The sequence below is a fragment of the Achromobacter sp. 1L-A-4-B-C2 genome (genome assembly GCF_057291955.1).
The window spans coordinates 774851-796801 of the sequence record NZ_JBXAWP010000002.1 but is presented as its reverse complement, the minus strand read 5'-3'; the positions used below and the strand labels follow the sequence as shown (position 1 = coordinate 796801).

At 64.2% G+C, this 21951-nt stretch carries 20 protein-coding genes; 7 read left to right on the top strand and 13 right to left on the bottom strand.

Going from position 1 to position 21951, the window contains the following annotated elements:
* Positions 1 to 18 precede the first annotated feature (18 nt).
* Positions 19 to 1407: a flagellar filament capping protein FliD gene (gene fliD, locus AC0Z35_RS11050; protein WP_046807465.1), complete on the bottom strand. Its 1389-nt coding sequence runs from the start codon at positions 1405 to 1407 to the stop codon at positions 19 to 21.
* Positions 1408 to 1551: 144 nt separating this feature from the next.
* Positions 1552 to 1929: a flagellar protein FlaG gene (locus AC0Z35_RS11045; protein ID WP_046807464.1), complete on the bottom strand. Its 378-nt coding sequence runs from the start codon at positions 1927 to 1929 to the stop codon at positions 1552 to 1554.
* A gap of 143 nt (positions 1930 to 2072) precedes the next feature.
* Here AC0Z35_RS11045 and AC0Z35_RS11040 point away from each other — a divergent pair, with 143 nt between their 5' ends.
* A complete protein-coding gene (locus AC0Z35_RS11040) occupies positions 2073 to 2810 on the top strand; it encodes an IclR family transcriptional regulator (protein ID WP_046807463.1) in 738 nt (245 codons plus the stop codon).
* Between the two features lie 25 nt (positions 2811 to 2835).
* On the opposite strand, the gene AC0Z35_RS11035 is transcribed toward AC0Z35_RS11040, so the two are convergent.
* The 4 genes from AC0Z35_RS11035 to AC0Z35_RS11020 form a co-directional block, all read right to left on the bottom strand.
* Positions 2836 to 4002, bottom strand: a complete 1167-nt coding sequence (locus AC0Z35_RS11035) for an acyl-CoA dehydrogenase family protein (RefSeq protein ID WP_046807462.1) — start codon at positions 4000 to 4002, stop codon at positions 2836 to 2838.
* The gene (locus AC0Z35_RS11030) at positions 4002 to 5234 is read right to left on the bottom strand and encodes a CaiB/BaiF CoA transferase family protein (protein ID WP_485131964.1); all 1233 of its coding nucleotides are present in this window, start codon (positions 5232 to 5234) and stop codon (positions 4002 to 4004) included. The genes AC0Z35_RS11035 and AC0Z35_RS11030 overlap by 1 nt, the downstream gene beginning before the upstream one ends.
* The gene (locus AC0Z35_RS11025) at positions 5231 to 6202 is read right to left on the bottom strand and encodes a Bug family tripartite tricarboxylate transporter substrate binding protein (RefSeq protein ID WP_219992265.1); all 972 of its coding nucleotides are present in this window, start codon (positions 6200 to 6202) and stop codon (positions 5231 to 5233) included. The genes AC0Z35_RS11030 and AC0Z35_RS11025 overlap by 4 nt, the downstream gene beginning before the upstream one ends.
* A 71-nt stretch (positions 6203 to 6273) precedes the next feature.
* Positions 6274 to 6690 carry a cupin domain-containing protein gene (locus AC0Z35_RS11020; RefSeq protein ID WP_319300999.1) on the bottom strand — a complete coding sequence of 139 codons (417 nt, stop codon included), beginning with the start codon at positions 6688 to 6690 and terminating at the stop codon, positions 6274 to 6276.
* 164 nt (positions 6691 to 6854) lie between these two features.
* On the opposite strand from AC0Z35_RS11020, the gene folC reads away from it, so the two are divergent.
* The 4 genes from folC to purF all read left to right on the top strand — a co-directional run bounded on the left by folC (position 6855) and on the right by purF (position 11119).
* Positions 6855 to 8165, top strand: coding sequence for a bifunctional tetrahydrofolate synthase/dihydrofolate synthase (folC, locus tag AC0Z35_RS11015; RefSeq protein WP_485131963.1), 1311 nt, complete (start codon positions 6855 to 6857; stop codon positions 8163 to 8165).
* Positions 8166 to 8228: 63 nt separating this feature from the next.
* On the top strand, positions 8229 to 9080 hold the full coding sequence (locus AC0Z35_RS11010; protein WP_046807480.1) for an SPOR domain-containing protein: 852 nt from the start codon (positions 8229 to 8231) through the stop codon (positions 9078 to 9080).
* Positions 9080 to 9568 (top strand): CvpA family protein, encoded by a 489-nt coding sequence (locus tag AC0Z35_RS11005; RefSeq protein WP_046807457.1) that lies wholly within the window; start codon positions 9080 to 9082, stop codon positions 9566 to 9568. The genes AC0Z35_RS11010 and AC0Z35_RS11005 overlap by 1 nt, the downstream gene beginning before the upstream one ends.
* A 30-nt stretch (positions 9569 to 9598) precedes the next feature.
* The gene (gene purF / locus AC0Z35_RS11000; protein ID WP_485131962.1) at positions 9599 to 11119 is read left to right on the top strand and encodes an amidophosphoribosyltransferase; all 1521 of its coding nucleotides are present in this window, start codon (positions 9599 to 9601) and stop codon (positions 11117 to 11119) included.
* Position 11120: 1 nt separating this feature from the next.
* Here the strand turns inward: purF and dld are convergent, their stop codons facing one another.
* From dld to map, 7 genes are all read right to left on the bottom strand, one after another.
* Positions 11121 to 12905, bottom strand: a complete 1785-nt coding sequence (dld, locus tag AC0Z35_RS10995; RefSeq protein WP_485131961.1) for a D-lactate dehydrogenase — start codon at positions 12903 to 12905, stop codon at positions 11121 to 11123.
* Positions 12902 to 13669: a transcriptional regulator LldR gene (lldR, locus tag AC0Z35_RS10990; protein ID WP_485131960.1), complete on the bottom strand. Its 768-nt coding sequence runs from the start codon at positions 13667 to 13669 to the stop codon at positions 12902 to 12904. Before lldR ends, dld begins: the two co-directional genes overlap by 4 nt.
* A 179-nt stretch (positions 13670 to 13848) precedes the next feature.
* Positions 13849 to 14370, bottom strand: a complete 522-nt coding sequence (locus tag AC0Z35_RS10985; RefSeq protein WP_485131959.1) for a M48 metallopeptidase family protein — start codon at positions 14368 to 14370, stop codon at positions 13849 to 13851.
* Positions 14367 to 14861, bottom strand: a complete 495-nt coding sequence (locus AC0Z35_RS10980; RefSeq protein ID WP_046807197.1) for a disulfide bond formation protein B — start codon at positions 14859 to 14861, stop codon at positions 14367 to 14369. Before AC0Z35_RS10980 ends, AC0Z35_RS10985 begins: the two co-directional genes overlap by 4 nt.
* Positions 14862 to 14915: 54 nt before the next feature.
* Entirely contained in the window at positions 14916 to 15629 is a 714-nt protein-coding gene (locus AC0Z35_RS10975) for a MarC family protein (protein WP_046807192.1), read from the bottom strand.
* Between the two features lie 80 nt (positions 15630 to 15709).
* On the bottom strand, positions 15710 to 18316 hold the full coding sequence (locus AC0Z35_RS10970) for a [protein-PII] uridylyltransferase (RefSeq protein ID WP_485131958.1): 2607 nt from the start codon (positions 18314 to 18316) through the stop codon (positions 15710 to 15712).
* A gap of 17 nt (positions 18317 to 18333) precedes the next feature.
* A complete protein-coding gene (gene map, locus AC0Z35_RS10965) occupies positions 18334 to 19155 on the bottom strand; it encodes a type I methionyl aminopeptidase (protein ID WP_485131957.1) in 822 nt (273 codons plus the stop codon).
* Positions 19156 to 20017: 862 nt separating this feature from the next.
* Between map and rpsB the strand changes: the two genes are divergently transcribed.
* Positions 20018 to 20767: a 30S ribosomal protein S2 gene (gene rpsB / locus AC0Z35_RS10960; RefSeq protein WP_046807189.1), complete on the top strand. Its 750-nt coding sequence runs from the start codon at positions 20018 to 20020 to the stop codon at positions 20765 to 20767.
* Between the two features lie 180 nt (positions 20768 to 20947).
* Positions 20948 to 21826: a translation elongation factor Ts gene (gene tsf / locus AC0Z35_RS10955; RefSeq protein WP_046807188.1), complete on the top strand. Its 879-nt coding sequence runs from the start codon at positions 20948 to 20950 to the stop codon at positions 21824 to 21826.
* The last annotated feature ends 125 nt before the right edge of the window (positions 21827 to 21951 follow it).

The window sequence follows — 21951 nt, the reverse complement described above, 5'->3', positions numbered from 1 at the left end:
TAATGCATCTTCTATAAGTTACTTGTTGGACTTATTCATTGCCTCAAACTGCTGGGTCAGGTACGCGCCTGTGCTTTGCATCTTCATGTAGAAGGTGTCCAGCGCAACAAACTGCGAGCGCATCCGTTCGATTTCAGCGTCGCTGGACGCCTTGGCGCGTGCCTTCTGCGCATCCACGGCAGTGATGGACTTGGCCAAGCCGTCCTGGCGCGTCTTGAGCGAACCCGTCGAACCCAGCACGTCCTTGAGGGCGGCGTCGATGTTCTTGGCCAGGCCGTTTTCGCCGGTCAGCAGCTTGGTGACGTCTGCCGGGTTTTCCGTCAGGGCCTTGGTCAGCTTGGTCGTGTCCAGCTTCAATTCGCGGGCGGTGGCATCCGTGGTGATGCCCAGGTCGGCCAGCGATTTCAGCGTGCCGTTGCCCAAGACGCCTTGCAGCGCGCCGGACAGGGCGGATTGGATCGAACGCGTCGTACCGTCGCCGGTCAGCGGCTGGTTGGTGGCGGCCTTGGCGTCGAACGACGTCAGGTTCTTGATCGTGGTTTGCAGCGTCTTGTACTTGGTGACGAAGTCCTGCACGGCCTTGCTGGCGACCGAGGTGTCGGCTTCCAGCTTCAGCGTGATCGGCTTGTCGGCGTCCGTCTTTTCAGCCAGGTTCAACGTGATGCCGTCGATGGCGGTCGAAATGTTGTTCGAACCGCTCTTGACCGGGATGCCGTTGATGATGACTTCGGCGTCCTGGCCCTTGGTGGCCGTCATGCCGCTGGTGACGCCGCCGGCGTCGGTGCTGAAGGTCAGGATGTCTTTCAGCGACTGGTCGCCGTTAACGGTAATGGACTTGACCGATGCCTTCTCGCCCGTGTCGCGCGCGGTCAGCATCAGGAAGTTGTTGCCATTGCCGTCGTTGATGACCGTGGCGCGCAGGCCGGTCTTGTCATCGGCGTTGATGGCTTTGACGATCCCGTTCAGCGACGTGTCGTCTTTCAGGTCGACGGTACGCTTGGTGCCGTCGGCCAGTTCGATTTCAAACGTGCCGGTGGCGCCGTTCTGGGCCGTGCGGTCGGCAATGGCCGACGATTGCAGGCTTTGGGCACGCGCCAGGTTTTTCACTTCGATGGTGTACTCGCCAGCCACCGCGCCTTCCGCGGCCACGGTGGCCGTCAGGGCGGAACCGCCGGTCACGCTGCCCTTGATGGCAGCCATCGTTTCGGTCTTGCCCAGCACGGCGGCAGACGACTGAAGGGCTTCCAACGCGCTTTGCAGCTGCGAGTAAGCGTCGATACGGGTTTGGTAGCTTTCGGCGCGGGTCGTGTAGACCGACAGCTTTTTCGTCTCGGCGTCTTGCAGGTCCGACAGGATCTTTTCCAGCGGCAAGCCGGACACGGACCCAAGGTTGGTAATAGAAGCCATGTGAAATTCCTTCCTAGCGATGCGATTCTGTCAAAAATATGATGCCGGCGATTGGCCGGGTAAGGGCATAAGGCGGGCCTAATTCGGGGTTTCCCTCACGAAATGGCGCCAACTTGCATGGAAAACACCGTTTTAAAGGGTCACCTACGCGGAAGTCTTGATGCCGTTGCCTTGCATGTTCACGATCATTTTGGCGATTTTCAGCACGGTTTCGCTGGGGATCGTGCGAATGACATCGCCCGATTCCGCGTCCACCACCGACACCACCACCTGATGCACGTTCGGGTCTATCTCGAACTGAAGCTGAGTCGACCACGCCTTCATCTGGTCGTTGATTTCGTCCAGCGCCTTGTCCAGCGGCAGCTTCTGCGAATCTGATTGGTCCGACGTGGCACTGTCGGAGGCGCCGCTGTTCGTGGCGGCGGCCGCGGGCGTCACGCTCACAGCCGGTTCGGCTGCGACGGGGGCCAACACGGGCGCAACGGGTGCGAACGTAGCGGGGGCTAGGGGGGTTACGGCCATGATCACTCCAGCGGCGATGTGGGCGTCTCGGAGGAACGCGCTGTTTTCAGGGAATTCTCAGCTACGATTACGGCACCTTTGCAGGGAACTTTAGCCCCCGGCGGGGCTGGGTCTTTCACGTGCTAATCAGTTTGGATCGGGCAATGAGTGTCAAGACGGCGCTGCGAGTCATCGAAATCATCGAAACCTTTGCCCGCGAAAAGCGCGCGTTGCCCTTGTCGGAGCTGGCTCGTCTGCTGGATGTGCCGGTGTCCAGCTGCCTGGCGCTGATCCGCACCTTGACCGGGCTGGGCTACCTGTACGAAACGGGGCGGCGCCAGGGGTACTACCCCACCGGCCGGCTGCTGGCCATGGCGCAACGCATCGCGCGTGCCGACCCCGTGCTGGATCGCGTCTACCCCAGCCTGGCCGAATTGCGCGACGCCACCCGCGAAACCGTTGTTTTTGCCAAGCTGACGCAGGACGGCCGCGTGGTCTATCTGGACGTGCTGGATTCGCCACATACCATCCGATACGCGCCCGTTGCCGGTGAGTTCAAGGACGTACATGCCAATTCGCTGGGCAAAGCCTTGATGTCGCTGATGGATGAATCCGCGCGCCATGCCGTCCTGGCCGGCACGCCGATGACGCGCTACAACGAGCGCACGCTGGTCACCGCCGAGGCACTGGAAGCTGATCTTCAGCGCTCGCGGCAACGCGGCTGGTTCATGAACAGTGGGGAATCGATCGCCGACGTGGGCGCCATTGCGTGGCCCGTCACGCTGTCGGGCGAGCACTATGCGATTTCGGTGGGCGGCCCGATCTACCGGATCGAGCCGCAGCAAGAGGCGTATGCGCGCATCCTGCGGGCGGCCTGCACGGCCCTGGAACAGCAGGCCTGACGGGGCGCGGGCCCCGCCCTGATCCTTAATACGACTTCGGCAGCCCCAGCACCTTTTCGGCGATAAAGCACATGATCAGCTGCGGGCTGACGGGCGCAATGCGCGGAATGAAGCTTTCGCGCAGCAGCCGTTCCACGTGGTATTCCTTGGCGTAGCCCATGCCGCCCAGCGTCATCACCGCCGTCTGGCAGGCGTTGTAGCCGGCTTCGGCCGCCAGGTATTTGGCCGTGTTGGCGTAGGGGCCGCAGGGCAGGCCGGCGTCGTACAGGCTGGCGGCCTTGAACACCATCAGGTCGGCGGCCTCCAGCTGCATCCAGGCTTGCGCAAGCGGGTGCTGGATACCCTGGTTCTGGCCGATGGGGCGGCCGAACACGGTGCGTTCGCCCGCATACTTCACCGCCCGGTCCAGCGCCGCGCGGCCAATGCCCACGGCTTCCGCCGCGATCAGGATGCGTTCGGGGTTCAAGCCGTGCAGGATGTATTCAAAGCCTCGGCCTTCTTCGCCAATGCGGTCGGCCACCGGGATGCGCAGGCCGTCGATGAACAGCATGTTCGAGTCCACGGCCTTGCGCCCCATTTTCTCGATTTCACGCACCTCGATCTTTTCGCGGTCCAGGTCCGTATAGAACAGCGACAGGCCCTGGGTGGGTTTGTCGACCTCGGACAACGGCGTGGTGCGCGCCAGCAGCAGCATTTTGGTGGCAACCTGCGCCGTCGATATCCAGATCTTGCGCCCATGCACTACATATTCATCGCCCTGGCGCACCGCCCGGGTCGACAGCTTGGTGGTGTCCAGCCCGGCATCGGGCTCGGTCACGGCGAAGCAGGCTTTCTCGCGGCCGGCGATCAGTGGTTCCAGCCAGCGGCTGCGTTGTTCGTCACTGCCGAAGACCACCACCGGATTCAGCCCGAAGATGTTCATGTGCACGGCGGACGCGCCGGTAAAGCCCGCGCCGGACGCGGCGATGGTCTGCATCATCAGCGCGGCTTCCGTCATGCCCAGGCCGGCGCCACCGTATTCCTGCGGCATGGCGATGCCCAGCCAGCCGTCGCGGGCCAGATCGGCATGCAGCGGCTCGGGAAAGCCGCCTTCGCGGTCGCGTTCCAGCCAGTATTCGTCGGGGTAGCGGTCGCAGATGCGCGAAACGGCGTCGCGCAGCGCCAATTGGTCGGGGGTGAAAGCAAAGTCCATCAGTCGTTTCCGTCCTGGGTAATGCCACGGGCGAGCAGGTCGTCGATCCGGGCGTCGTCGTAGCCGGCCTGCGCCAGCACCTCGCGGCTGTGCTCGCCCAGTCGGGGGGCGGGCCGGCGCAGCGATGTCGGCGTGCCTTGGTAATGGCCCAGCGGCGCGGGGGTGCGCAGCGGGCCTTCGCTGGGGTGGTCGATGTGGCGGATGAAGTCGGTGGCGGCCAGGTGCTCGTCTTGCAGCAGGTCGTCCACCGTGTACAACTGCGAGGCCGGGATGTCGGCCCCCGCCATCGCTGCCAGCCAGTGGTCCGTGGTGCGGGTGCGAATCACGTCTGCCACGAAGGCGTAGACCTCGCTGATGTGCGCCGCCCGCGCGCCATGCGTGCAAAAGCGCGGGTCCTGGGCCAATTCCGGCTGCTCGATCAGCTTGAAGAAGTTGCGCCAGTGCTTGTCGTTGTAGATCAGCAGGCACAGATAACCGTCGGCCGTGGCGTAGGGCCGGCGGTGCGGCGCCAGCAGCCGGGCGTAGCCGGTGGGCCCCAGCGGCGGTTCAAAGGTCGCCCCGCCCAGGTGATCGCCCAGCACCAGGTGCGCCATGCCTTCAAACATCGGGATCTCGACCTGTTGGCCGCGCCCCGTGGTCTTGGCGTGCAGCACGGCCGACACCAGGGCGATGCCTACGTGCAGGCCCACCGCGCGGTCCGCCAGCGTCAGCGGCGCATAGCGCGGCACGTCGCCGCTTTGCTGGGCCGACAGCGCCGCGATGCCCGTCTGCCCCTGGATCAGGTCGTCGTACGCGGGCCGGCCGGCGTAGGGGCCGGCCTCGCCAAACCCGTAGGCGCCCAGGTAAACGATGCGCGGGTTGCGCGCGGCCACCGCCTCGTACGACAAGCCCAGCCGCGCCATGGCTTGGGGCCGGATGTTGTAGAGCAGGGCGTCGCAGCTTTCCGCCAGCTTCAAGCAAGCCGCCAGGCCCTCGGGCGTCTTCAGGTCCAGCACGATGGACCGCTTGTTGCGGTTCAGGTGCAGGTACAAGTTGCCCATGCCCGGATTGCGCATGGGGCCCACGGCGCGCATGTTGTCGCCCGCGGGCGATTCCACCTTGATAACGTCCGCGCCCAGGTCCGCCAGCGTCTGGGTGGCGTAAGGGCCCATCACGACCGAGCTCAGGTCCAGGATGCGCACGCCGGCAAGCGGGCCGCCGGCGGCGGCATCAGTGGATGAATGCGGCGTCATTGTTGTTGGATCCCCGCGTCTTTGATCAGCTTGCCCCACAGGTCGCGCTGTTCGCTGACGAACGTGGCGAAGTCCTGCGGCGTACCCGAGAAGGCGTCGAAACCCAGGCCCGCCAGGCGCTTCTTCACGTCGGGATTGGTCACCACTTTGTTGATCGCGGCGTTCAACTTGGCGACCACCTCGGGCGGCAGGCCGGCCGGGCCGAAATAGCCGTTCCAGGAATTCAGGTCAAAGTCCTTCACGCCCGCCTCGGCCATGGACGGCAGGTCCGGCACGATGGCGCTGCGCTCGGCGGTGGACACGGCCAGGGCCCGCAGTTGACCGGACTGCACGAACGGCAGGCCGGAAGCCAGGTCGGTGAACATGAAATCCACCTGCCCACCCACCACGTCGGTCAGCCCCTGCGGCGTGCCCTTGTACGGCACGTGCAGGATGTCGATCTTGGCGCGGTCGGCCAGCGTTGCGCCCGCGACGATGCCCGTGCTGTTGCCGCTGGCATAGGTGATGCGGCCCGGGTTTTTCTTCGCGTCGGCCACCAGTTCGGCCACGTTCTTCCACGGCCGTTTCGGGTTCACGACCAGGATGAAGGGCAGGTTGCCGCCGCGCGCGATGGGCGTGAAATCCTTGACGGGGTCGTAGGACACGTTCTTCATCAGCCAGGGGGCCGCCGAGTGCGACGTATTGGTGGTGACGAACAAGGTGTAGCCGTCCGGCTTGGCGCGCGCCACATAGCTGGCCGCGATGGTCGCGTTGGCGCCGGGCTTGTTCTCGACGACGATCTGTTGGCCCAGGATGGTCGACAGCTCCTGCCCGAAGATGCGGCCGACGGCATCGGTGCCTGAACCGGCCGGGAACGGCACGATCAACGTAATGGGTTTGTTGGGGTAGTCGGCCGCCTGCGCCAGGGGCGCGGCCAACAATGCCGCGCCGCTGAGCAGGGCGGTACCGAATAGACGGAAGGGGTGCATGGGTTGTCTCCAGTTTTTATAGATAGGAATGCAAGCGCGGCTCTGCGTCCGCTGCCTGGTGCCGCGCCGCGTCAAGCGGCGGGCGAGGGCGCCGGAAAGTCCCGGATCACGCGGTCGGGGGATTCTTCGTACGGAGGGGTGTAGATCACCAGCAGCCTGGCGGGCTCGTCGCTGGTCACGGTAAATACGTGGGGGATGTCGGGCGGGAAGTAGCAGCAGTCGCCCGCCACCATGTCGGCCGTTTCGTCCGCCACCTGCGCGCGCGCGGTGCCGGACAACAGATAACAGACCTGTTCGATGCCCGGATGCGCATGCGGCAGCGCGCCCTGGCCTTTTTCAATCACGCCCAGCAGCACTTCCACGCCACGCGCGCCGACCGTCTCGGGGCTGATCAGCCGGCGGTTCAAGGTGCCGGTGTGATTGGCGGGGTGATAGCCGGGGATGTCGGCTTCGCGAACCAGCCAGCGGGGGGGTGAAGATTGCGTCATGTTCGTCCGTCTAAGTTTTCATACGTAAATTCATTTTCACGTATGCGAAAAACATCGGCAAGCGCTTTTTCGGAACCGATACCGTGGCGCGCCCTAGGGGATTAGGGAAAACACCGGGCACCGGCTGCTAAAATCCTGGCCTGATCTCCTCTCTCGGCCCCGACATGTCCCCCGTTTCTTCGCCTGACGCTTCCGCCACCCTGTCCGACTGGCTCCAGTACCTGGAATCCATACACGCCACCGCGATCGACATGGGCCTGGACCGCGTGCGCGACGTGGCCGCCCGCATGGGGCTTGAGCTGTCGGGCGTGAAGTTCGTGGTGGGCGGCACCAACGGCAAGGGGTCCACCTGTGCCATGCTTGAAGCCATCCTGCTGGCTGCCGGCTACAAGGTCGGGCTGTACACGTCGCCCCACCTGATCGACTTCAACGAACGTGCCCGCGTCAACGGCCAGATCGCCTCGGACGCCGAGCTGATCGCGCAGTTCCAGGCGGTCGAAGCGGCGCGGGGCGAGGTTTCGCTGACCTACTTTGAATTCACCACGCTGGCCATCCTGCGGCTGTTCTCGCAAACGCGGCTGGACGCCATCGTGCTGGAAGTGGGGCTGGGCGGGCGGCTGGACGCCGTCAATATCGTCGACGCCGATTGCGCCATCGTCACCAGCGTAGACCTTGACCACACCGACTGGCTGGGCGACACCCGCGAAAAAATCGGCTTCGAAAAGGCCCACATCTATCGCGCTGGCCGTCCGGCCATTTGCAGCGATCCGGTGCCCCCGCAATCGCTGCTGGACCACGTTGAAAAAATCGGCGCGGATCTCTGGCTGTTCGGGCGCGACTACAACTATTCCGGCGACCGCCAGCAATGGGCGTATGGCGGGCGCGAACAGCGCCGCAGCGCGCTGGCGTACCCGGCGCTGCGCGGGGCCAACCAGCTGCTGAACGCGTCCGCCGCGCTGGCCGCGCTGGAATCGGTGCGCGACCGGCTGCCGGTGCAGCAGCAGGCGGTGCGGCTTGGGCTGCTACAAGCCTCGCTGCCGGGCCGCTTCCAGATTCTGCCCGGTCAGCCGTCGGTGATCCTGGATGTGGCGCACAACCCGCATGCCGCGGCCGTGCTGGCGCAGAACCTGGACAACATGGGCTTTCATCCCTACACCCACGCGGTGTTCGGCATGCTGAACGACAAGGACCTGGCCGGCGTCATCGCCAAGCTGGGCTCCCGCATCGACCACTGGTATTGCGCAGGGCTGCCGGGGCCGCGCGGCACGTCGGGCCAGGCGCTGGCCGACAAGGTGGCCGCCGCCTTGCCGCCACCGCCCGCGGGGGCGGAAAGCCCCAGCATCGCCGCCTTCGACGATCCCGCGCAAGCCTACGCGGCGGCGCGCGAACGGGCGGTCGAGAATGATAGAATCGTCGTGTTTGGGTCGTTTCTCACCGTGGCCTCGGTTTTGCAGGCTCTGGGTCGCAAGGCATAGGCAAAACGGGACATGGCGGCCCGCCGCCATATTGCCGCAAGGCGCCGCAAGGAATTCTCTTCCATGGGTTTTTTCAATCGCAAAGATCCTGCCGACCAGGCGCAGTCCTCTAAACGGGCGGCAGTGCCTAGCGAGGTTCAGGCTGCGCAGCTGCGCGGCCGTGCGCGGCGCAGGTTGGCAGGCGCCGTCGCCTTGGTGCTGGCGGCGGTCATCATCCTGCCCATGGTGCTTGATTCGCAACCGGTGCCGGTTGCCGACAACATTCCCATCCGCGTGCCGGACCGCAACACACCCTTCCAACCGCAGGTAAGCGAGCCGCAGGCCGCCGGGTCCGGTGCTGCCGCGTCGGGCGCAGCCGCCGCCAATGGCGCCGCCACGGGCACCGCGCCTACCGAAACCCCGGTGCCCACGCCGCCTGCCGTGACCTCCACGCCGCCCGCCGCGACGGCGTCCAGCGCGCAAGGAACCACCGTGCAGGTCACGCCGCCCCTGGTGCCGCCGAAGCCCGAAGCCAAGCCCAAGCCGGAACCCAAGCCCGAGGCCAAGCCGGAAGCCAAACCGGCTACCCCCGCCAAGCCCGACACGCGTTCCGATGACGGTGCGCGCGCTTTGGCGCTGCTGGAAGGGCGCGCGGCACCGGCTGCTTCGGCGCCGGCCGCCGCGCCCAAGCCTGCCGCCAAGGGCAATTTCGTGTTGCAGATCGCGGCGTACACCACGTCGGAAGACGCCCAATCGCGTCGCGCCAAGCTGCATCAGGCGGGCGTCACCAACGCATTTGTTGAACAAGCCTCCATCGGAGGCAAGCAGCAGTACCGTTTGCGCGTGGGGCCGTTCCCCTCTCGCGAAGCGGCACAGGCGGCCCAGGCGCGTTTGCGCACCTTGGGCTATGACAATGGTTTTATCGCCGCCCAATAGTGACCGGTTTCGACTTCGTCGTGCTGGCCATCCTGGCGGTCTCGGGTGTGCTGGGCCTGGTGCGCGGCCTGCTCAAAGAGGTGCTGTCGCTGGTCGCCTATCTGCTGGCCTTCGTGGCCGCGATATGGTGGGGTCCCACGGTGTATACGTGGCTAGAGCCCTATATTGAAACGACGCTGCTGCGCATGGGAGTCTCATACGCCGTGGTGTTCATCCTCGTGCTGCTCGGTGTGGGTTTGGTCAACATGACGCTAGCCGCCTTGATCCGCAGTACCGGACTCAGCCCGGCCGATCACGGTCTGGGCGGAATGTTCGGGCTGGCCCGTGGTCTGCTGATCGTGCTGGCGTTGGTGGCCGCTGCCGGCTACACGCCGCTGCCCCAAGAGCCGTGGTGGAAGGACGCCATGTTTTCGCATTCGGCCATCGAGGCCATCAAACATATCAAAACGTGGCTGCCGCCGTCTTTGGCGACTTGGCTGCCGTATTGATTAGCTTCAAATCAACCAGGAAATCTCACCATGTGTGGAATCGTAGGGGTCATCGGGCGCGGGCCGGTCAACCAGCTGCTCTATGACAGCTTGCTGTTGTTGCAGCATCGCGGGCAGGACGCCGCGGGCATCGCGACGTCGCAAGGCAACCAATTCAATATGTACAAGGCTCACGGCCTGGTGCGCGACGTCTTCCGTACGCGCAACATGCGTTCGTTGCCCGGTACGTCCGGCGTCGGCCAGGTCCGCTATCCCACCGCGGGCTCCAGCGCCAGCGAGGAAGAGGCCCAGCCGTTCTACGTCAACGCCCCGTTCGGCATCATGTTTGCCCACAACGGCAACCTGACCAACTGGCGTGAACTGCGTGAATCGCTGTACCGCGTCGACCGTCGCCACATCAACACGAATTCCGATTCCGAAGTGCTGCTGAACGTGCTTGCGCACGAGCTGCAATCCTCGGCCAACGGTGTGTCGCTAGACGACGACGCGATCTTCCGTGCGGTGTCGGCCCTGCATAAGCGCGTGCGTGGCGCCTACGCCGTCGTGGCGCAGATTTCCGGTTACGGCCTGCTGGCCTTCCGCGACCCCAACGGCATCCGCCCGTTGTGTATCGGCCGCATGGAAACCGACGAAGGCGTTGAATGGATGGTGGCCTCGGAATCCGTGGCGCTGGAAGGCAGCGGCTTTGTCTTCGTGCGCGACGTCGAGCCCGGCGAAGCCGTGTTCGTCGACCTGGACGGCCGCTTCGTCAGCCGCCAGTGCGCCGAGAACCCGCAACTGGTGCCCTGCATTTTCGAATACGTGTACTTCGCGCGTCCGGATTCGCTGATCGACGGCGTGTCGGTCTACGACGCCCGCCTGCGCATGGGCGAGTACCTGGCCGACAAGGTCGCGCGCAACATGCGCCTGGGCGACATCGACGTCGTCATGCCGATTCCGGATTCCTCGCGCCCCGCCGCCATGCAGTTGGCCGCGCGCCTGAACCTGGACTACCGCGAAGGGCTCATCAAGAACCGCTACGTGGGCCGCACGTTCATCATGCCGGGCCAGGCGGTGCGCCGTAAGTCCGTGCGCCAGAAGCTCAATGCCATCGGCATGGAATTCAAGGGCAAGAACGTGCTGCTGGTTGATGACTCCATCGTGCGCGGCACCACTAGCCGCGAAATCGTCGACATGGCGCGCGCCGCCGGCGCCAACAAGGTGTACTTCGCGTCCGCCGCGCCTCCGGTGCGATTCCCGAACGTGTACGGCATCGACATGCCCACGCAATCGGAACTGATCGCCACCGGCCGCACCGACGAAGAAATCGCCCGCGCCATCGGCGCCGATTCGTTGATCTACCAGGATCTGTCCGACATGCAGCAGTCGGTGCGTGACCTGAACCCCAAGATGCAGCGCTTTGAGGCTTCGTGCTTCGACGGCGAATACGTCACGGGCGACATCACCGCCGAATACTTGGCCCGCCTGGGTCAGTCGCGCGCCGAACCCGGCCAGGACGAAGGCGCCAGCGGCTTGCAATTCAACATGGGCTACGCCGCCAACGACGCCTGATCTACCCCTGCGCGCCGCGGCCATCCTCTTGGCCGCGGTAAGCGGCCGGCAACCCTTGCTGGCCGCAGCAGGCGCCCCAATTCAACAGTTTTGACGTGTGCCCGATGCCCGGGTTGAACGTGTTGGTGGGGTCTAGTTCCCGATAAAACGCAGCCAGCGCCGGCTTGGCAACATACAAGTGCCCCACGTTGTGCTCGGCCGGATATTCCGCCTGCCGCGCGTCCAGCAACGCCCACATGCGATGCTCCATCGCGACCGGGTCGACGCCCTTGCGCACGATGTAGTCCTGGTGAAACACGTGGCAGAAAAAGTGCCCGTAATACAGCTTGTGCACGATGTCGCGTTCCATGTCGGCCGGCAGGGTCTCGACCCATTCCCGGTCATTGCGGCGCAACGCGATGTCCAGCGGCACGATGTCCTGCACCGTTGAGCGATGCGTGTCGCGATAGCGGATTGCCGCGCCCGCGATGGCAAAGCGGTGCAGGAAGGCCTTGCGTCCTTCTTCGGCGTCGCATTCAAAGAATGCGGCGTCCTTGCGCCCCGCGAAGTGCTTCGTCAAAAACGCGCGCGTGGCCTCGACCGTATCGTTGGACACGCGCAGCAGCAGGTGGTGTTCGTAGTGGTCGCGGTAGTCGCGCATGCGGCGCGGAAGATGATTCGGCAGCAGCGCCACAGCGGCCTGTATCGCGCGGTCGATCAGGCCTGGCAGGCCCAGCCGTTCCGCCATGCCGTCCAGCCGGCTCTTGATGGCAAAGGCCTTGGGTACGCGGGCGGTGCCCAGTTTGTCGATCAGCAAAAACACGTCTTTGCCGTAGCGCGCGCCGATATCGAATGCGTCGCGATGGATGTATTCGCCCGCGATGGGCAGCCGTGGAAGCTTGGCCAGCAGTTCGCGGCGCACGGCGGTCAGGTCATCGGGCAGGTTGCTGCCGATATAAAACACCGTGCTGGGTTCGCGCTCGAACGTGTCCAGCCGCACCGCGAACAGGCACACACGGCCGGCCGAGCCGGAGGCTTCGTGCAGGCGTGAGGGGTCCGCATTGAAGCGCGCCGGCGTGGGGGCGTCGATCTGGCGCACATGGTCGGCATAGTTGGGGTCTGACGCCGCGCCCACGTCATCGCTGATATCGCCGGGACCATAGTCGCCGGCCTGCAAACGGGTCAGGATCTCTTCGGGCGTCTGGCCCAGGTCGATGCCCAGATGGTTGACCAGGTTAAGCGAACCGTCTTCGTTCAGCCGCGCGTACAGCGCCAGTTCGGTGTACGCGGGCCCGCGCCGCAGCAAGGCGCCGCCCGAGTTGTTGCACACGCCGCCCAGCACCGACGCCCCAATGCAGGACGACCCGATCACCGAATGCGGTTCGCGACCCAGCGGCGCCAGCGTCTGCTCCAGCCGGTCCAGCGTGGCGCCGGGCAGGCACACCACCTGCCGCCCGTCGCGGATCACTTGCACCCCCGGAATGCGCAGCGTGCTGATCAGCACGATCTCGCGGTCGTACTGATCGCCATCGGGCGTGGACCCGCCGGTCAGCCCGGTGTTGGCGGCCTGCATGATGACGATGCGCCCCGATTGCACCACGGCTTGCAGCACACGCCACTGCTCCAGCAAGCTGCCGGGGCGTACCACCGCAAGCACACGGCCTTCGCCCGTGCGATGGCCGCGACGAAAGCGGCGCGTGGCCGCATCGCCGGTCAGTACATGCGCGTTGCCGACCACGGCGCGCAGTTGGGTCAGCAATTCGGTGCCGGTGTCGGTGTCGGTGTCCGGGGCGGAGGCAGGCGTCATGGTTGGGGCGAGGGCGGGGTCGGGGAGGGCAGGCGGGCGGCGCGGTCGCGCCGGGCGGCGTCTTCGTCCATTTTGACGAGCGTGGCGCGGATGTAGTCCAGGTGCTGGCCGATGACGGTGCGCGCCTGGTCGGCGTCGCCGTCAAGGATGCTTTGCATCAGCGCCTGGTGCTGATGGGTCAGCTTGTCGTGCGAGGACGGGCTGTCCTGGATGACCATGATGCGGCGGTTTTGCGCCACGGTGGACAGCATCAGGTCGAACAGCCCGCGCATGACTTGCAGCAGCACCAGGTTGTGCGAGGCTTCGGCAATGGCCAGGTGAAACTGCGCGTCGGCGTGGGCCGAGAGCTCGGCATTGCCGCGTTGCTGGTAGTCGACCATCTGATCGAAGCAGCGCTGGATCTTGGCCTTGTCCGCATCGGTGGCGCGTTGCGCCGCGTAGCTGGCGGTGCTGGTTTCCAGCGCGCAGCGCGTTTCCAGCACGTCATAGCGGTACTGCGGATCGTGCTGCATCAGCGCGGCCAACGGCGACATCGATTCCTGCGGCCATTGATGCGCGTCGGCCGCCAAAAACGTGCCGGCGCCGACGCGGCTGATCAGGATGCCGTGGCTGGACAGCTTCTGGATGGCCTCACGCAAGGCGGTGCGTGACACGCCCAGGCTCTGCGCCAAGCCGCGCTCGGCCGGCAGCCTTCCACCCGGCGCGATGTTGCGGGCCTGGATCAGGGATAACAGCTTTTCAGCGACTTGGTCTGACAGACGCATGGGATATTGGTACGACCAATTTGCCGCCCCTTGCGGGCGGCGGCGCATGCCAATCAGGCGCCGGAGGCAATGATACCCAAGAATCGCCGCTCAATCTCGCGGGAAGATTCGTTTAATTCGCGATATTGCCAAGCGAAACTGGTACGACCAATTTTTTGTAAAGCTACGCTGCCCGACCTTCAGCCCACCGGCGCCCACAGCGTTTCGCGGGTGGCTTCCAGATGCGTCAGATACAGCCGCAGATCAAATTCGTATTGGTGGTAGTGCGGTTCCATGCGCAGGCACAGGTTGTAGAAGGCCTTGTTATGGTCCTTCTCTTTCAAGTGCGCCAACTCATGCACGGTGATCATTTTCAGGAACTGCGCGGGCACGGTCTTGAATAGCGTCGCCACCCGGATCTCGTGCTTGGCGCGCAATTTCCCGCCCTGCACGCGCGAGATGTACGCGTGCTGGCCCAGCGCGTGCTGGATCACATGAATCTTGCTGTCGTACGCCACCTTGTTGATCTGGTCGCCATTGCGCAGATACGTGTTCTTCAGGTCGGTCACGTACTGGTAAAGCGCGCGGTCGGTGCGGATGTCGTGCGGCCCATCCGGGTAGCGCGCAAGCAGGGCGTCGCCCAGCTTGCCGCGCTCAAGCAGCGTCTGGGCCTGGACGAGCAGGGGTTCCGGATAGCCGGTAAGAAATTTCAGGGTAGTCACAGCGCCGAGCGAGCAGGCGCGCGCCCGAAGACCACCGGCAGCGCCATGAAGAACAGGATCACGAAAAGCGCCAGGCTCCACAGGGCGTATTCGATGCCCAGCACCGGCACCTTGGCGTCCATGCAGGTGGCGAAAATGCCGAACACCCAGGGCACGTTGCCTTCCAGGCCGATGCCCGTCATGAAGCGGTCGGCAAACGTCTGGTCGCACGACAGCATGTTGGCCGCCACGGTGTACTGGTACCAGGCCGCCACCACGCCGGACAACGACAACAGCGCCGCCAGCGCGCCGGCAATGCGGGTCAGCGCCCGGCCGCCACCAAAACCGCCCACCAGCGCCACCACCCCGATCACCAGATAGATCAGGCGTTGCAGCACGCACCAGGCGCAGGGCGGCATGTCAAAGACGTGTTGTGAAATCAGGGCCACGCCAACGGCGCCGAAGCAAAACAGGGCAATCAGGCGTAGCAGGCGTTCAGAGCGGGTAGTCATTTTTTTTAGCTTGTCTTGAGATTGGTCGATGCGGGCACGCGGCCCGGCCAACGCTTAGGCTTTGGGAACCGGAATTGGTTGCATCACCTGTGTCAACAAACCCAGCATCAGGTCGCGCGCGCCTTCCCAGAAGATCTGTACGCCCAGGCACAGCATGATGAAGGCGGACAGCCGCATGAACACGGCCGTGCCGTTGTCGCCCAGCCGGTGCAGCATCTGGGCGGCAAAGCGCAGGCAGATATACAGGGTCAGCGACACGGCGATGATGCCGGGAATCGAGCCGCCCAGGCGTACCAGGCTCAGCACATGGTTCTGGTCGCGCAGCGACACGCCCACGGTAATGGCGGCGGCAATCGAGCCCGGGCCGCAGCTGATGGGGAAGGTTAACGGGTAGAACGCGCGCGCCTTGGCCATTTCGGGCGTAAACGATTCGGCCATGCGGGCCACGCGCTCGGTATCGGCGTCGGGCGAATTCACCAGCCGCCACGCGCTGGCAATCACCAGCATGCCGCCACCCACGCGCACGATCGACAACGAAATGCCGAAGAAACTGAGCAGCACGTTGCCGGCCACCATGGCCACGACCAGCATCAGGCACACGTTGATAGCGACGCGCTTGGCCAGCACCACGCGCGTGGCCGACGAGGCGCCTTCGGTCAGCGACAGGAAGATTGGCGCGATGGCGGGCGGGTTCAGGAAGGGCAGTAGCGTGGCCAGCGCAAAAAAGAAGCTGCTGCCAAAGACGCGCAGATAGTCGTTGAGCTGCATGAGGGCGGGCATCGCGTGGCCGAAAACCCGGATTGTATGCGGTCCGGGTGCCGTCTGGCGATGCCGCGGCTGCGGTCAGATCAAGCGACCCGCTGTTGCGCCTCGTCGCCGGCCAGCGCATCCAGGATGTCGCGTTCAAACTGCATCTGGCTGCGGGGGCGGGCCAAGGTGGATCCGTCCACGATGAAGACGTCTTCCACGCGGTCACCCAGCGTCATGATCTTGGCCATCAAGAGGTTGATTTCGTGCCGCGCGAACACGCGCGCCAAAGCGTGCAGCAGGCCAGGGCGGTCGGTGGCCGTGACGGACAGGCGCCACGACGTGCTGCGCTCGTCCGGTTGCAGTTCAGCCTGCGGCATGACGGGAAATACCCGCGACACGCGCGATTGCCGGTTGCGGCCGTAATAGCCGCCCCGGTTGGGCTGCGCTTGCGCGGCCGCCTGTGGGTCTTTCAGACGTTCGGCCAGTTCGTGTTCCACCAGCGTGGCTTGCGCGCGCAGGTCGCTGGCACCTTCGGGCAGCAGCACGATAAAGCTGTCCAGCGCCCAGCCATGGCGGGTGGTGTGGATGCGAGCGTCCTGAATAGACAGGCTCTTGGCGTCGAAGTACCCGCAGATCGCCACGAACAGGTCCGGCGCATCGCGCGTGTAGACCATGATCTGCAAACCTTCGCCTTGCTCGGTGGGGCGCGCTTTGACCACGGCTTGCGCGGGAGCCACCTGGTGATACAGGTGGCGCGTGTGCCAGGCAATGTCGGAAGCGTCGTGGCGCAGGAAATAGGCCACGTCCAGCTGGTTCCAGAAGGCCTCGCGAGCGTCGTCGCGCAGGCCGGCCCGGCGCGTCAGGCGGGCCGCTTCTTCCTTGCGTTCGGTCAGCACCGTGTGCGCGTCCGCGTGGGCGCCGCCCAATGCGGCCAGCGTCAACTTGTACAGGTCTTCCAGCAGCTTGCCCTTCCAGGCGTTCCACACCTTGGGGCTGGTGCCCCGGATGTCGGCCACCGTCAGCAGATAGAGCGCCGTCAGATGGCGTTCGTCTTTGACCGTGCTGGCAAATTCCTGCACCACCGCCGGGTCGGAAAGGTCACGCTTTTGCGCCACGGCCGACATCAGCAGGTGCTGGCGCACCAGGAATTCCACCAGCTTGGCGTCTTCCGGGTCCATGCCGTGGTCTTGCGCAAACTTGCGCACGTCGCGGGCGCCCAATTCGGAGTGGTCGCCGCCCCGGCCTTTGGCGATGTCGTGAAACAGCGCGGCTACGTACAGCAGCCAGTGCCGGTCCAGCCCGGCAATCAGCTGGCTGGCCAGCGGATATTCCTGCGCGTGCTCGGGCATGGTGAAGCGGCGCAGGTTGCGCACCACGGCCAGCGTGTGCTGGTCCACCGTGTAGGCGTGGAAAAGGTCGTGCTGCATCTGGCCCACAATGCGGCGAAACACCGGCAGGTAGCGGGGCAGGATGTTCAGCATCGTCATGCGCCGCAGCTCGTGCACGATGCCGCGCGGCTGCTGAAGAATTTGCAGGAACAGCTTGCGGTTGACCGGGTTGCGTCGGAACTGCGCGTCGATGCGATGGCGCGAATGCCAGATGGCGCGCAGCGTGCGCGCCGACATGCCGGTCAGTTCGGGGTGCTGCTGCATCACCAGGAAGGCGCGCAGCAGCAGGGTGGGGTTGCGTTCGAAACCGTCGTCGCGAATGATGTCCAGGCGGTCGCGCAGGTTGCGGAAATCGTCGTCGATATCGCGCGCGTCGCTATCGGGGCGCGGAAACAGCCGTTCTTCGATGTTCTGCACCAGGATGCCGTTCAACTGCGTCACCAGCCGCGCTGCCCAGTAGTAGCGCTGCATCAGCAGTTCGCTGCCGCGCCGCGTGGCGGTGGCATGAATGCCGTAGACCTCGGCCAGCGCCGGCTGCAAGTCGAACAGCACGCGGTCCTCGCGGCGGTTCGACAGCAGATGCAATTCAATGCGCAGGCGTTTGAACGCCTGTTCGGCCTTGCGCAGGTCGCGCGCCTCGGATGAGGTCAACAGGCCCGCTTGCGCAACCGACCGCCAGCTGTCGCCAAAACCCGCCGCGCGCGCCATCCACAGAATCACTTGCAAGTCGCGCAGGCCGCCGGGCGATTCCTTGCAATTCGGTTCCAGCGCGTAGGGCGTGTCGTGATAGCGCGCATGGCGCTGCTGCATCTCGACCCGCTTGGCCTGGAAGAAGGCGCGCGGATCCAGCCGCGACTTGGTGGCCGCGTCGAACTTGCGCATCAGGATGCGGCTGCCCGCCAGCCAGCGCGATTCCAGCAGCGCCGTTTCCACGGTGATGTCAGCGTCGGCCTCGCGCTCGCAGTCTTCAATGGTGCGCACGCTGTGGCCGGGCTCCAGGCCCAAGTCCCACAGCGACGCCACCAGCCGTTCAATCGCCGTTTCTTCTTCGCGCGTGGGGGCGTGTGGCAACAGGATCAGCAGGTCGACGTCGGAATGCGGATACAGTTCGCCCCGGCCATAACCGCCCACCGCGGCCAGCGTGGCGCCCAGCGGCAGCGGATAGTGCTTGACCAGGTCTCGCAGCGCGGCGTCCACGATGCGCCGCAATTCAGACAGCAGGGTGTCCGGGCGCTCGTGTTCGCGAAACTGCGCCACCGCGGCGCGCCGGGACTGCTGGATGCGTTCGCGCAGGGAGCTCAGGAATTCGGCGGTCATGGGGGGGCGGCGATGCGTTACACGGCGGGGATGACGATGGGCTCGGTGATGAACGCCGGCGGGGGCGGCATGCCGGGCGACAGCGTCAGCACTTCATAGCCGGTTTCCGTGACGCAGACCGCGTGTTCCCATTGAGCGGACAGGCTGTGGTCGCGCGTGACCACCGTCCAGCCATCGGCCAGCTGGCGGATTTCGCGGCGGCCGGCATTGATCATGGGTTCAATGGTGAACAACATGCCCGTTTCCAGTTTCACGCCGGTGCCGGGCTTGCCATAATGCAGCACTTGCGGATCTTCATGGAAGCGCTGGCCGATGCCGTGGCCGCAGAATTCGCGCACCACCGAAAAGCCGTTGGATTCCGCATGCTTCTGAATGGCGTTGCCCACGTCACCCAGGGTGGCGCCGTTCTTGACCTGCTGAATTCCCTTCCACATGCATTCGAAGGTGATTTCGGTCAGGCGGCGCGACAAGATCGACTGTTCGCCCACGGGGTACATGCGGCTGGTGTCGCCGAACCAGCCGTCTTTGATGATGGTGACGTCAATATTGAGAGAGTCCCCACTTTTCAGGACCTTGTCGCCCGGGATGCCGTGGCACACCTGGTGGTTCACGGACGTACAGATGGCGCCGGTGAAGGGCGGGTAGCCGGGCGGGGCGTAGCCTACCGTGGCGGACTTGACCTTCAATTCGTCAGTCAGGTATTCCAGGCAGAGGCGATCCAGCTCGCCGGTGGTGACCCCCGGCTTGACGTAGGGGGTGATGAAGTCGAGGACTTTGGCGGCGTCCTGGCAGGCGGCGCGCATCTTGGCCAGGTCGGCCGGATTGGTAATTGTGCCCATGGAGTAACTTGACGATCTCTCGCTTGAATGTCTGCTTGAAAGAATAGTAGAATTATAGGCTTCCCTAAAATTTTGGGGAGCCATCGGTAGTGATACCGGTAGTAGCAGTGGTAGTAGTGGTAGCAGCAGTGGTAGTAGTGCTGGTAACAGTACTGTTACCGTAACTGGGTAACGGCAAGAGCCGATCCTGGCAGCGGTGGTCGAAGATGCGCCGCATGAGTTTTGCCAGTCTCTTTGCCCCGAACGATCTTTCATGAGATCGGCAGCATGCCCTGAAGTTTCACCGCAAGCGAAGGTTGTGGAGCGAAATCGGGCAGGTTGCCAGGTACTGAAAGAGTGCAAGGTGCGAAAGGGGCCACGCAGGATTTGTGTGGGTATTTGAAATCAGCAAAACCGGGGCACGGCGTGCTTGTACGCCCGGTCATGTTTTTGAGCGGCGATGCAGGTTCGGTATGGACGCCAGACTAAGTTCTTGAAAACCTTCGAGTTTTTTTAAGAAATGCCCTGGTGGTCTGATGCGCAAGATGGCGTTGAGCCTGACTGCGAAGAGCTGGATTTCGCTGCCAACAAAACAAGTCCGGGTGCGCTGAACCCCGGAAACTTCCAGGAATTTCCTGGAGGGTCTGGCTCAGCGCCTGCTTGTGCAGAACAAGCGGGAACAAGTGTGTAGTGCAAGGCTCTCGTCGTGTCGGTCGTCTGGGTTTATCGCGGAAGCAGTAGTTTTATTGCGACAGTGATCGGTCGGCCCGGTTAAAATTTTGTCCATCCCGCATGTTGCGGGAAATCGCGCGTCTCACCACCCAGGGTGTCAGCCAGATGCTGATGCAGGTGCGGCGCAAGAAACCAACCCTTGGAGAATTACATGTCTTTGATGCGCGAAATGCTGGAAGCGGGTGTCCACTTTGGTCACCAGACCCGTTACTGGAACCCCAAGATGGCTCCGTACATCTTCGGTCACCGCAACAAGATTCACATCATCAACCTGGAAAAGACGGTTGATAAGTACCAGGAAGCCACCAAGTTCGTGAAGCAGATCGCTGCTCGCGGCGGCAACATCCTGTTTGTCGGCACCAAGCGCGCTGCTCGCGAGCTGGTCGCCTCTGAAGCCGCTCGTTGCGGCATGCCCTTCGTCGACGCCCGCTGGCTCGGCGGCATGCTGACCAACTTCAAGACGGTCAAGACCTCGGTCAAGCGCCTGAAGGACATGGAAGTCGTCGTCGCCGAAGGCGGCGCCGAGCGCATGATCAAGAAGGAAGGCCTGCTGTTCCAACGCGAACTGGACAAGCTGAACAAGTCGATCGGCGGCATCAAGGACATGAACGGTCTGCCTGACGCCATGTTCGTCATCGACGTCGGCTACCACAAGATCGCCATCGCCGAAGCCAAGACGCTGGGTATCCCCGTCGTCGCCGTGGTTGATACCAACCACTCGCCGGACGGTATCGACTACGTCATCCCCGGTAACGATGACTCGGCCAAGGCCATCGCGCTGTACGCCAAGGGCATCGCCGACGCCGTGCTGGAAGGCCGCGAACAGAACATCAATGGTCTGGTCGAAGAGCAAGGCGAAGGTCAGGAAGAGTTCGTTGAAGTGCAGGACAACCAGGCCTAAGCCTGTTGTCATGTCCGGCGGTTAGTGTCCGGGAGCGGCTTTTGAAACAGAACCGCTCCCGCCTCGCCGGCACTGCGAAGGTGGGCTCCCATCTTCCTGGCCCGCCTCTGGCGGGCGTCCCATCGAATCAAATCACTGCCCCGGCGAGCCGGGGCGTGTCTTAGCAAAATTGGAGCAAACATGGCTGAAATTACCGCTGCCCTGGTCAAGGAACTGCGCGAGAAGACCGACGCGCCCATGATGGAGTGCAAGAAGGCCTTGACGGAAGCCGAAGGCGACCTGGCTCGTGCCGAGGAAATCCTGCGCGTCAAGCTGGGCAACAAGGCCAGCAAGGCCGCTGCCCGCGTCACCGCCGAGGGCCTGATCGGTCTGTTCATCTCCGCCGACGCCAAGCAAGGCGCCGTGGTCGAAATCAACTGCGAAACCGACTTCGTTGCCAAGAACGACGACTTCGTCGGCTTCGTGAACAAGCTGGCTGAACTGGTTGCCACGCAGAACCCGGCCGACGTCGCCGCTCTGTCGGCCCTGCCGTTCGGTGAAGGCACCGTTGAAACGACCCGTACCGCCCTGATCGGCAAGATCGGCGAAAACATCTCGATCCGCCGCTTCGAGCGCATCGAAACGCCGAACTCGCTGGCCAGCTACGTGCACGGCGGCAAGATCGGCGTGCTGGTGGAATACACCGGCGCCGAAGAAGTGGGCAAGGACCTGGCGATGCACATCGCCGCCACCAAGCCCAAGGCCCTGAACGCCGACGGCGTGAATCCGGCCGACATCGCCGCCGAGCGTTCGGTTGCCGAGCAGAAGGCCGCCGAATCCGGCAAGCCGGCTGACATCGTCGCCAAGATGGTTGAAGGTTCGGTCGCCAAGTTCTTGAAGGAAGTGACCTTGTTGTCGCAACCTTTCGTCAAGAACGACAAGCACACGGTCGAACAGCATCTGAAGGCCAATGGCGCTTCGATCAGCAAGTTCGTGCTGTTCGTTGTCGGCGAAGGTATTGAGAAGAAGACCAGCGACTTCGCCGCTGAGGTTGCCGCCGCCGCCGCCGGCGCCGCCTAACCTTCTGGGGTAGTGCTTAAAGGCCGGCACTAGATTAAATTCTAGTCCGGCCTTTTTACGCCGAGGGGCCGGTTCGGGTGCAGCAGCGCCCGGCAGATAGCCGGCCCTGGGGCTTTGAGGGTCAC